The 12,052-nt window shown below is 48.9% G+C and carries 10 protein-coding genes, 1 tRNA gene and 1 rRNA gene; 3 read left to right on the forward strand and 9 right to left on the reverse strand.

Annotated elements, in window-relative coordinates:
- Positions 1–86 precede the first annotated feature (86 nt).
- Positions 87–162 (forward strand) — tRNA-Thr (locus OGV57_RS08435).
- Positions 163–200: 38 nt separating this feature from the next.
- Positions 201–316 (forward strand): 5S ribosomal RNA (gene rrf, locus OGV57_RS08440).
- Between the two features lie 87 nt (positions 317–403).
- Here the strand turns inward: rrf and OGV57_RS08445 are convergent.
- From OGV57_RS08445 to OGV57_RS08475, 7 genes are all read right to left on the reverse strand, one after another.
- Entirely contained in the window at positions 404–1,162 is a 759-nt protein-coding gene (locus OGV57_RS08445) for an amino acid ABC transporter ATP-binding protein (RefSeq protein WP_003025300.1), read from the reverse strand.
- A gap of 7 nt (positions 1,163–1,169) precedes the next feature.
- Positions 1,170–2,273 carry an amino acid ABC transporter permease gene (locus OGV57_RS08450; protein ID WP_003844800.1) on the reverse strand — a complete coding sequence of 368 codons (1,104 nt, stop codon included), beginning with the start codon at positions 2,271–2,273 and terminating at the stop codon, positions 1,170–1,172.
- Between the two features lie 9 nt (positions 2,274–2,282).
- Positions 2,283–3,464, reverse strand: coding sequence for an amino acid ABC transporter permease (locus OGV57_RS08455; protein ID WP_003844801.1), 1,182 nt, complete (start codon positions 3,462–3,464; stop codon positions 2,283–2,285).
- Between the two features lie 69 nt (positions 3,465–3,533).
- On the reverse strand, positions 3,534–4,559 hold the full coding sequence (locus tag OGV57_RS08460) for an amino acid ABC transporter substrate-binding protein (protein WP_003025295.1): 1,026 nt from the start codon (positions 4,557–4,559) through the stop codon (positions 3,534–3,536).
- Between the two features lie 460 nt (positions 4,560–5,019).
- A complete protein-coding gene (locus OGV57_RS08465; RefSeq protein WP_003025292.1) occupies positions 5,020–5,241 on the reverse strand; it encodes a lipoprotein in 222 nt (73 codons plus the stop codon).
- A 270-nt stretch (positions 5,242–5,511) separates the two neighbouring features.
- On the reverse strand, positions 5,512–8,625 hold the full coding sequence (locus OGV57_RS08470) for an efflux RND transporter permease subunit (RefSeq protein WP_003839869.1): 3,114 nt from the start codon (positions 8,623–8,625) through the stop codon (positions 5,512–5,514).
- A gap of 11 nt (positions 8,626–8,636) precedes the next feature.
- Positions 8,637–9,797: an efflux RND transporter periplasmic adaptor subunit gene (locus OGV57_RS08475; RefSeq protein ID WP_054528839.1), complete on the reverse strand. Its 1,161-nt coding sequence runs from the start codon at positions 9,795–9,797 to the stop codon at positions 8,637–8,639.
- Between the two features lie 419 nt (positions 9,798–10,216).
- Here OGV57_RS08475 and envR point away from each other — a divergent pair, with 419 nt between their 5' ends.
- Positions 10,217–10,879, forward strand: coding sequence for an acrEF/envCD operon transcriptional regulator (envR, locus tag OGV57_RS08480; RefSeq protein WP_054528838.1), 663 nt, complete (start codon positions 10,217–10,219; stop codon positions 10,877–10,879).
- Between the two features lie 39 nt (positions 10,880–10,918).
- Here the strand turns inward: envR and OGV57_RS08485 are convergent, their stop codons facing one another.
- Together OGV57_RS08485 and yhdJ are read right to left on the reverse strand one after the other, a co-directional pair.
- Positions 10,919–11,083 (reverse strand): DUF2556 family protein, encoded by a 165-nt coding sequence (locus OGV57_RS08485; protein ID WP_003025279.1) that lies wholly within the window; start codon positions 11,081–11,083, stop codon positions 10,919–10,921.
- Between the two features lie 82 nt (positions 11,084–11,165).
- Positions 11,166–12,050, reverse strand: a complete 885-nt coding sequence (gene yhdJ, locus OGV57_RS08490) for an adenine-specific DNA-methyltransferase (protein ID WP_003839873.1) — start codon at positions 12,048–12,050, stop codon at positions 11,166–11,168.
- Positions 12,051–12,052 lie beyond the last annotated feature (2 nt).

The following is a 12,052-nucleotide window of genomic DNA, read 5'->3' on the forward strand; positions in this document are numbered from 1 at the left end:
CTCAGAAGTGAAACGCCGTAGCGCCGATGGTAGTGTGGGGTCTCCCCATGCGAGAGTAGGGAACTGCCAGGCATCAAATTTAGTGTGCTGATATGGCTCAGTTGGTAGAGCGCACCCTTGGTAAGGGTGAGGTCCCCAGTTCGACTCTGGGTATCAGCACCAGTTTTTCGGTTAAAGTTCGGCACTTAGAAAAGAATTTGTCTGGCGGCTGTAGCGCGGTGGTCCCACCTGACCCCATGCCGAACTCAGAAGTGAAACGCCGTAGCGCCGATGGTAGTGTGGGGTCTCCCCATGCGAGAGTAGGGAACTGCCAGACATCAAATAAAAGCAAAAGGCCATCCGAAAGGATGGCCTTTTGCTTTTATACGCGGAAATAAGCCGGAACTGTATCCGGCATATGGCTTTAATGAATAACCTGCGATAAAAACGCACGAGTGCGTTCAGATTTGGGGTGAGCAAAAAACTCATCCGGTGGTGCCTGTTCCACAATCTCGCCAAGATCCATAAAGATCACCCGGTCAGCTACTGTGCGGGCAAAGCCCATTTCATGGGTTACACATAGCATGGTCATGCCCGATTGTGCCAGACCTATCATGGTATCCAGCACTTCTTTTACCATTTCAGGATCCAACGCTGATGTGGGTTCATCAAATAACATGATTTTGGGTTTCATACACAGCGAGCGTGCAATGGCCACGCGCTGTTGTTGTCCACCAGAGATTTGCCCGGGATATTTATGCGCATGTTCGGCAATGCGGACCCGCTCGAGGTAGTGCATTGCCAGTACTTCAGCCTCTTTTTTCGGCATCTTTTGCACCCAGATAGGCGCCAGTGTGCAGTTTTGTAGGACAGTTAAATGAGGAAAGAGATTAAAGTGCTGAAAGACCATGCCAACTTCTTGTCGGACGCGTTCAATATTGCGGATGTCTTCATTGAGTTCAATCCCATCCACCACAATGCGTCCTTGCTGATGCTCTTCCAGATGGTTAATACAGCGGATAGTTGTCGATTTACCCGAACCGGAAGGCCCGCATAATACGATGCGCTCTCCCTGTTTTACCTTCAGGTTGATGTTTTTCAGGACGTGAAACTGTCCGTACCATTTGTTGACGTTTTCCAGCGTAATCATCGCGTCGGTAGACGGCATTAATAATTGGCTCATAAATTCCTCAGTGCGGTGTACGCCCGGTGTTAAAACGTTTTTCCAGATGTTGGCTGTAACGCGACATACTGAAACAGAAGATCCAGTAAATCAGTGCAGCGAAAACATATCCTTCTGTCGACATACCCAGCCACGCAGGGTCCACAGTTGCTTGCTGCACGCTACTGAAGAGATCAAACAGACCGATGATAATGACCAGACTGGTATCCTTGAACAGGGCGATAATCGTGTTAACCAGGCCAGGGATAACCAGCTTGAGGGCTTGCGGAAGAATGACCAGCCCCTGAGTTTTCCAGTATCCTAACGCCAGTGATTCAGCGGCTTCATACTGACCTTTTGGTAGGGCTTGTAATCCTCCGCGAACCACTTCTGCTACATAGGCCGACTGGAAAAGAATAACGCCGACCAGGGCCCGGATAAGCTTGTCGATACTGGTTCCTTCGGACATAAACAGAGGAAGCATGACCGAGGACATAAACAGAACGGTAATCAACGGCACACCGCGCCAGAACTCAATGAAAATGACGGATAAAACCCGCACGACTGGCATATGGGAACGACGTCCCAGCGCCAGTAAAATGCCCCATGGAAGCGCGCCTGCAATCCCCACGGATGCGATAATTAGCGTCAGTGTTAATCCACCCCACTGCCGGGTTTCTACGCGCTCCAGCCCGAAAAAACCCCCGTACATCAGCCACCAAACCACCACTGGATAAACGACGGCCCAGACGGCGATATAGCGGCCACGATGCGGGATTGTTTTCAAGAACATGGGAACGATAGACAGCAAACCAATTATCAGGGCCAGATTTACACGCCAGCGCTGATCGTGGGGATAAAGTCCATACATGAATTGCCCAAAGCGTTCATGAATGAACACCCAGCAGGCTCCGGCTTTGGTGCAGTCTGCTCGGGTTGAACCTACCCAGTTGGCCTGAAAGAATACCCAGTTCAACAGTGGCGGAAGAAATGACCAAATCAGCCATATGCATAGTAGGGTGAGCAGGCTATTTGACCAACTGGAGAACAGGTTTTTACGCACCCAGAGTAGGCTGCGGTTTGCCGGATTACTGCGCTGGCGTGAGGGGTGAGACAGCAGGGCTTTTGTCATCATGGCTCCTTAGCGCTCAATCAGTGCAATACGGCGGTTATAAATATTCATCAGCAAAGAAATACTCAGACTAATGATCAGGTATACCGACATGGTGATGGCGATCGTTTCAATGGCTTGCCCTGTTTGATTGAGTACCGTGCCGGCAAACAGTGACACCATGTCCGGATAGCCAATGGCGGCCGCAAGAGAAGAGTTCTTGACGATATTCAGGTACTGGCTGGTCAGTGGGGGAATGATGACGCGTAGCGCCTGTGGGATGATTACCTGGCGTAGCGTCACCGGATTTGGCAGACCCAGCGAGCGTGCGGCTTCATGTTGGCCATAAGGAACGGCCTGAATTCCCGCTCGAATAATTTCTGCAATAAATGCCGAGGTGTACACCGAAAGCGCCAGAGTCAGTGCAGCCAGTTCGGGAATAAGCACCATACCGCCACGGAAGTTAAAACCACGAAGCGCGGGAATATCCCAGTGAAGCGCAGCGCCAAACATCCACTGTGAAATCACCGGTAAAAGTACGATCAACGCCAGAGCCGTGGGCCAGGTCCGACGTAGCTGGCCGGTTTTGGTCTGATGCATTCTGTTGAAGCGAAATAATCCGATGGTGACGACGATAGCGATAACGACAGCGGTGCAAAAGGCAAAAAAACCTTCTCCCATTTGTGGGGCCGGTATATAGAGCCCCCGGTTACTCAGGAACATCAAATCCAGTGCGTTAACAGCCTGGCGTGGGCCGGGCAGGTTACGTAATACAGCGAAATACCAGAAGAAGATCTGCAGCAGCGGCGGTATATTGCGGAACGTTTCGATGTAGATCGTCGAGAGTTTTCGCAATAACCAGTTATCTGACAGGCGTGCCAGTCCGAGAAAGAAACCGAGAATTGATGCGAAAACAATACACAATGCAGAAACTAATAGCGTATTGAGCAGGCCGACCACAAAGACACGACCATATGTATCGCCTTGCTCGTAATCAATCAGATGCTGGACAATACCAAATCCGGCACTGCGATCGAGAAAAGAAAACCCCGAGGTAATACCGCTATTGTTCAGGTTATTTATCGTGTTATGAATGAGATAGACCGCAATGCTGATAACCGCAATGACGGCGAGTATTTGAAATAACCAGGCGCGGACCGCAGGGTTAGAAAAGGATAACGATCCTTTTACGGTTGAGCGGCGATGGAACATAAGAAAACCTCAGTAACTATGACTCTGGGCTGAGCGCCGCAGTTGCGGCGCCCGTTACATCACTACGCATTAGCGCACCGGTGGCGCATATTGGATGCCACCGTTATTCCAGAGGTTGTTCTGTCCACGTTTGATCTTCAGCGGACTTTCCGATCCAACGTTACGTTCAAAGATCTCCGAATAGTTACCAACCTGCTTGATAATGTTGTAGGCCCATTTGTTATCAAGTTTCAGATCCTTGCCATAATCCCCTTCTTTACCCAACAGGTGAGCCATATCCGGAGTTGCTGGATTAGCTGCTTTTTCATCGACGTTTTTCGAGTTAACACCCATTTCTTCCGCATTCAACATGGCGAACAGCGTCCAGCGAACAATGGAGAACCACTCATCGTCCCCACGACGTACGACAGGTCCCAGCGGTTCTTTAGAAATAACTTCTGGCAGGACGATCCACTCCGCAGGATTGCTCAGCTTGATGCGTAGGGCATACAACTGAGACTGGTCGGAAGCCAGCGTATCGCAACGTCCAGATTCCAGAGCTTTGGCTGATTCATCCGAGCGGTCAAAGGTGACGGGGGTGTACTTCATATTGTTGGCTTTAAAGTAGTCGGCCACGTTCAGTTCGGTATCGGTTCCCGCCTGAATACAGACCGTTGCGCCATCCAGCTCTTTAGCGCTCTTCAGACCTGCTTTATTGTGGGTAAGAAAACCAATGCCGTCATAATACGTTACGCCAGTGAAGGACATACCCATACCGGCATCACGAGAGGAGGTCCACGTGGTATTACGAGAGAGCATGTCGACTTCACCAGACTGTAATGCAGTAAAGCGTTCCTTGGCGGTGAGCGGGGTATATTTTACTTTGCTATCATCGCCAAATACGGCGGAGGCAACGCCACGACATACATCAACATCAATACCCGAGAACTTGCCGCTTGCATCGGCGTAAGAAAAGCCAGGCAAGCCGTCGCTGATCCCACATTGCACAAACCCTTTTTTCTTTACGGCATCAAGTGTTGCGCCGGCATGCGCCTGATTTGCAACAGCAAGCAGCACGCCGGCCGCAGCCAGGCTGGCGATTATCATCTTTTTCATAGAGCATCCTGTGTGGAGGAATTATTGTTATGGAAACGTTCTGAAAACGTCTTTTACCTGTCTGTGGCTTTGGCCATACTCTTTTAAGCAAAGGTAGTGCCAGTTTTTTGCGCCTGATTATTCGACGCAATATGCAGAGTGTAGACAGGAAAAAATAAATGCAGCGCCCTGAAGTGGTGCAAAATTGAAACGTAAGCCACATTTCAGCGCAAAAAATTTAAAAATCAGACAGGACGCGTGATAACGATTTCTGGCGTTAATATTAATGGCGTGAGAATAATGAAAAGAAACTGTGGTGTAACGAAAAACAGAAAAAATGCTAATTTTAAATCGTGGATGTGTGAGGGAAATCTATAATAATTTTATTATATGTCAGTCGCTATTAAGCAACGTTTTGTCTTATATGTAGATTTTATGCTTAGTGCTCAAAGCGCGGTAATAACCGCGCTTTTGAGATGATTTATTTGGTCAGGGCGACAATCCCAAGTGTCAGTCCGGCAACGGCTGCAGCACCACCGGCGATGGCTCCGGCTGTTTCCCAGTTATCCTGGGTAGTGCCTTTCATACAGGTATTGGTATGAACCAGGCGCCCCTGATCGTCGTATACAGGTACGCAAGGAGAATCGTGTGCACAGCCAGCCAGGAATGCGGTAAGCAATGCAACGGATATTAATCTTTTCATGGTGTTACCTCAAAATAAGCGTTTCGCTAATTAAGCAAAGACAAACGCTAAGCCATCTGCGAACTCGGTGATTATTTTACCACTTCTTAAAAAAGGACTGACATGAGGAATAATCTCAATTCATGTGGATTGTAAAAATAATGGATAAAAAGAAAGGTCGTAGGCGAGTTTAGAGGGATAGTTTAAATGAAATAAATGGCTATCTTACTAATAAATAAAGAGGAGCATCGTAGGTAAAAAAGGCGTCCGTAGACGCCTTTATTTTACAAATTAATCGTTGTGCCGACTAAAACGCCGTCTCACGACAACAAAGAAGACGGGGACGAAGAAGATAGCCAACAATGTTGCGGTCAGCATTCCTCCCATAACACCTGTACCGACCGCATTCTGTGCACCACTACCTGCTCCGTGACTGATAACCAGAGGCATAACCCCCAGAATAAAGGCCAGGGACGTCATCAGGATAGGACGAAGACGCATACGTGATGCCTCCAGCGTCGCTTCAATCAACCCCTTGCCTTCTTTATCCATCAGGTCTTTGGCAAACTCGACGATCAGGATGGCGTTCTTAGCCGAGAGGCCGATAGTGGTTAGTAAGCCAACCTGGAAATACACATCGTTATTCATCCCGCGCAGTGATGCTGCTAACAATGCGCCTACAACACCGAGCGGTACAACCAGCATCACCGAGAAAGGAATAGACCAGCTTTCATACAATGCGGCAAGGCAAAGGAATACTACGATTAACGAGATGGCATACAGCGCAGGCGCCTGGTTACCCGACAGCCTTTCCTGATAAGACATACCCGTCCAGTCATGACCAATACCATTCGGCAGTTTTTCCGCCAGACTTTCCATCAGCGCCATTGCTTCACCAGTGCTTCGCCCTGGTGCCGCTTCGCCCAGTATTTCCATGGATGGCATACCGTTGTAACGTTCCAGTCGCGGTGAACCATAAATCCAATGTGATGCACTGAACGCAGAGAACGGAACCATTTCGCCATTGGAGCTGCGGATATACAGATTATTGATGTCCGCTGGCAGCATGCGGTATTTTGCATCCCCCTGAACGTACACTTTTTTCACACGACCGCGGTCAATAAAGTCATTGACGTAATAGCCGCCCAGTGATGCGGAGATAGTTTCGTTGATATCCGACAGCGATACCCCCAGTGCCTGTGCTTTCTCCTGATCAACATCCAGCTTAAACTGCGGAGTATCTTCCAGTCCGTTAGGACGAACGCGAACCAACAGATCGGGGTGTTTAGCCACCATTCCCAGTAGTTGGTTACGCGCTTGCGTCAACGCAGTATGCCCCAGACCGCCCTGATCGATCAGCTCAAAATCGAAGCCGGTTGCGGTACCCAGTTCAACAATAGCGGGCATATTGAAGGGGAAGACTAACCCATCGCGGATCTGGCTGAACGCGCGTGTGGCGCGTGCAATGACCGCTTCAACACTATTTTCCTCGCCGCTACGTTCATTCCAGGGCTTGAGGCTAACGAATGCCAGACCTGAGTTTTGCCCCTGACCGCTGAAGCTAAAACCGTTAACCGTGAAGACGCTTTCGACGTTAGCTTTCTCATTGGTCAGGTAGTACTGAGTAACTTGATCCAGTACTTTCTGGGTGCGCTCTTGCGTAGCTCCTGCCGGAAGTTGAATCATTGTCATAAACACACCCTGATCCTCCTCTGGCAGGAAGGAGGTCGGCAGGCGCATAAACAGAACCGCCATTCCGATCACGATGATCAGATAGACGACAAGGTAACGCCCTGTTTTACGCACAATACCGCTGACGCTATTGGTATAGTGATTGACGCTGTGATCGAATTTGGCATTAAACCAGCCAAAGAAACCGCTTTTTTTCTCGTGATGCTCAGCCGATACCGGCTTCAACAACGTTGCACAAAGCGCAGGAGTCAGGATCAGCGCTACCAGTACAGAAAGCGCCATGGCGGAAACGATGGTAATGGAGAACTGCCGATAGATAGCCCCAGTTGAACCGCCAAAGAAGGCCATCGGGATAAATACCGCAGACAGCACCATGGCAATACCAACCAGTGCTCCCTGTATTTGTGACATGGACTTTTCCGTCGCCTCTTTAGGCGGCAGATTATCTTCCATCATCACGCGTTCCACGTTTTCCACCACCACTATCGCATCATCGACCAATAGACCGATGGCGAGCACCATGCCGAACATCGTCAGGGTGTTTATCGAGTAGCCAAACGCGGCAAGTACGGCGAATGTGCCCAACAATACGACAGGGACAGCGATGGTTGGAATGAGCGTTGCCCGGATGTTTTGCAGGAACAAATACATGACCAGGAACACCAGCACGATCGCTTCAAACAGCGTTTTTACCACTTCATGAATGGAGATGGTCACAAACGGCGTCGTGTCGTACGGGTAGACCACCTTCATTCCCTGCGGGAAGAATGGTTGCAGTTCAACCAACTTGGCTTTGATAGCGTTCGCGGTATCCAGCGCGTTTGCCCCGGTTGCCAGCTTGATCCCAAGGCCGGATGCAGGCTTACCGTTAATACGCGCCACGACGTTGTAGTTTTCCCCACCCAACTCGATACGCGCGACGTCTTTCAGGTGAACAACCGAACCATCGCTGTTCACGCGTAAAGTCACTTTCCCGAACTCTTCAGGGTCTTTCAGTCGCGTTTGCGCAATGATCGAGGCGTTCAACTGCTGGTTAGGTAATGCAGGCGTCCCCCCTAACTGACCTGCGGCAATCTGATCGTTCTGTACCTTCAACTGATTGATCACATCAACCGGCGTGAGCTGATATTTGTTCAATAAGTTTGCATCCAGCCAGATGCGCATGGCGTACTGTGCACCAAACAGCTGCACGTCACCCACGCCATTCAGACGGCTGATTGAGTCTTTAACATTCGAAGCGACGTAGTCGGAAATGTCATCCTGTGTGGTTTGTGGGTTGTCAGAAACAAAACCTGCGACCATCAAAAAGCTGCTACTCGATTTCTCGACGCTGATCCCTTGCTGCTGAACTTCTTGCGGCAGTAACGGAGTGGCGAGCTGCAGTTTATTTTGCACCTGTACTTGCGCGATATCGGGATCGGTACCGGACTGGAAAGTCAGCGTAATAGTCACACTCCCGGCCGAGTCGCTGGTGGAGGACATATACATCAGGTTATCGATACCATTCATATTCTGTTCGATAACCTGTGTGACTGTATCCTGAACCGTCTGCGCATCTGCACCAGGATAGGTGGCAGAAATGGCGACTGCAGGAGGCGCAATGGTCGGGTACTGTGCCACGGGCAGTTGCATGATTGCCAGAGCACCCGCCATCATCAGAATGATAGCCAGTACCCAGGCAAAGATAGGACGCCTGATAAAAAAGTTAGCCATGTCCGGTTACCTTATTGGGCTTTCGTGGCAGGAGTTTCGGTATCGGCGGTTGCTTTAACCTGAACGCCTGGACGTGCTTTCTGTAAGCCGCTCACGATAACTTTGTCACCCGGTTGCAGGCCTTCGCTGATAAGCCATTTGTCGCCAATGGCTTGTGCAGCAACGACTGCGCGAGACTCAACCTGACTCTTGTCATTGACGACCATTACGGTGGCCTCGCCGCGAGGCGTACGCGTTACCCCCTGCTGCGGAACGAGAATGGCATTTGGCTGAACACCTTCATCAATGCGTGCGCGCACAAACATGCCCGGCAACAGCGTATGCTCTGGGTTAGGGAACACGGCTCTGAGGGTGATTGATCCGGTGCTTTCATCAACCGTCACATCAGAAAACTGCAAAGAGCCTTTTAGCGGGTATGACTGACCATTTTCCATCACCAGTTCGACTGTACTGCTGGCACTGTCTTTATGCAGACTCCCTTGTTCAACAGACTGTTTGAGGCGCATAAAGTCGTTACTGGACTGTGTTACGTCGACGTAAATGGGATCGAGCTGTTGAACGGTAGCAAGCTCTGTAGCCTGGCCATTCGTGACTAATGCGCCTTCGGTGACGTTAGATTTACCGATGCGTCCGCTAATCGGCGATGTCACTTTTGTGTAGGCCAGATTGATACGCGCGCCTTCGACCGCCGCTTTTGCCGCGATCACGGAGGCATCGGCCTGACGAGCATCAGCAATTGCCTGATCGTACTCTTGCTGGCTGATGTACTTGGTGCCAACCAATGGCACATAGCGTTTTACCGTTAAATGCGCGATTGCAGCCGCCGCTTCACTCTTCGCCAGTTCACCTTTGGCGCTGTCATAGTCGGCCTGGTAAGTCGCGGGATCGATCTGATAAAGCGACTGTCCGGCTTCAATATCGCTTCCCTCAGTGAAATTTCGTTTAAGCACTATCCCGCTGACCTGGGGACGGACTTCTGCAATTCGGAATGCCGTTGTGCGCCCGGGTAATTCGGTCGTTACAGCTAAAGGAGCCTTTTCGACGACATGAACAGTCACCTGCGGTTCTGCGGGATGAGCTTGTGTTTCTCCCTGATCGTTACAACCGGCGAGTAATGCAGCGGAGACGATGATGAATGAGGGCAGGAGTGAAAACCTGGCATTTTTCGTCATTTCAATTCCTTAAAAAACCGAACGCTCGTTATTAACCGGGTAACGCTGGGGCGATAACGCGCACAAGAGAAAATAATAGTTGGCTATCCTACAAATTATTAGCTAGCGATGTAAGCAATACTTATTTATGGGTGCGATTCACGGCACGTAAAAGCAAAAAGAGATTAATCGACTGTTGTTTCATTGAGGTGTTAATAGCAATACTATGATGCGTATAAACACAAATTGAAATAAGCATTTGGTTTATGAATATATTTATTGTTGGTATTTGTTTTGTTTATTTGTGTGCAAAGTCAGTAATAATATTTTTTAGGGCTCGTTTAAATAAATGCTAAGTGATACATTTGTTCCGTACCGCAAATATTAGATAAGAAAGTTAATCATTCTCTACCTTACCCTTACCTCAGACAGCTGAAACCATGGCCAGAAAAACGAAAGCTGATGCCCTCAAAACGCGGCAGCACCTGATAGAAACAGCGATTGTACAGTTTGCCGCACGTGGCGTAAGCAATACGACGCTAAACGACATTGCAGACGCCGCCAGCGTGACGCGGGGGGCGCTGTATTGGCATTTTGAAAACAAGACGCAATTGTTTAATGAACTATGGTTACAACAACCGCCATTGCGCGATCTTATTCAGGACCAGCTTATTGGCCGTTGGGGAGATAATCCTTTACAGCGACTGCGTGAAAAGTTAGTTGTGGGGTTGCAATATATTGCGCAGAGTCCTCGCCAGCAGGCATTAATGCAAATTTTATATCATAAATGTGAATTCCATAACGATATGATATCGGAACAGGCTATTCGTGAAAAAATTGGTATCAATCATCTGGGTATGCGCATTGCCTTGCAAAAATGTATGGACGACGGACTTATCGCAACCAGTCTTGATTTAGACGTTATAATAATTATTCTTCATGGGAGTTTTAGTGGCATTGTTAAAAACTGGCTCATTAATCCAATGAGTTATGATCTTTATAAACAAGCGCCAGTATTAGTTGATAATGTATTAAAAATGTTAAGCCCAGATGGTAGCGTAAGGCAATTAGCGCAGAGTGAGAGTCAGGTGGGGTCGTTTTAGCCGCCAGGCCTGACGGCTGTTGAAGTGGGGTTGGTGGCGCTATTCGAGGTCGACGCAGTTGACCAGCTTAAGGGGATTCACTGAGTTCATATTCCGACACTTATCGTGCTCTGTTGTCATCAGCTCTATCCATTGGATGAGCAGCGCATCAAAAAGAAAAACGAATACTGCAAAAACAACCAGCCACCAATACTTGCGAATCATTACCAAACCCTGTGTATTCATGCCCAAGCGTGCAGGGAATATACACGAAATCTGTAACCTGAAAAGCAGACTTACAATGCCTTTACTTTGTTGAAAGATCGCCGCTCTTTGCCGTCAATCGACTCTTTTTAGACAGGTTTTTTGTCTTACGTTTTTTCACCTTGGCAAGCTCAATTTCTGAAAAATGAGAACCGATACTCAGTCTTCTGAGCCCCATTTTTACGTATTCAACATTGATCTCAATCCCGACAAACTTGCGACCCAATTCCACGGCGGTGGCACCGGTGGTGAAGCTGCCGGCAAACGGATCCAGTACCCTGTCATCTGGGTTCGAGGATGCCAGAATTATACGCTCCAGGAGGGCTTTGGGTTTCTGGGTGGGGTGGTTTTCGTATTCGTCCATCAGATAGCGAACGCGTGGGAACTCCCAGACATTTCCCGGCACTTTTTTCTGATTGTATGGCTGCGGTGGATTTTTTCTGTAGTCTATTAGCGCGCGTTGAGCCCCGGTTTTGGCTTCAACCAGAATATCGTCACGATTAAATGTGTAGTTTTTCTGATCTTTTACCATCATCAGGATCGGTTCATACATCGAACCAAAGTAATTTTTGGCCTGTACCCCTGAGCTATCGTATGACCACACGATACGGCTCTTGATAGTAAAGAGCTGGCGGCATTTGAGGTCAATATACGGCATGTTCTCCGTACTGTTCATGATGTACATGGTGCCGTGCGGTTTGAGAATGCGATGGCACTCGTCAATGCACTCAAACAGCCACGCCAGAAAAGCCTCTTCATCCCAGGACTCCACCATCCCGTCAAAATCTTTACCGATGTTATAAGGTGGATCGGCAAAAATGAGATCGACGCTTTCAGAAGACAGCTTTTTCAGTTCGGTCAGTGCATCACCCAGGATTATCTTTTTAGATTCATCGCCAAAATAGACAGGTTCACATCTTGCGTTCATCG

It is taken from the genome of Citrobacter sp. Cf087, from assembly GCF_030334285.1.
GTDB lineage: Bacteria > Pseudomonadota > Gammaproteobacteria > Enterobacterales > Enterobacteriaceae > Citrobacter > Citrobacter freundii.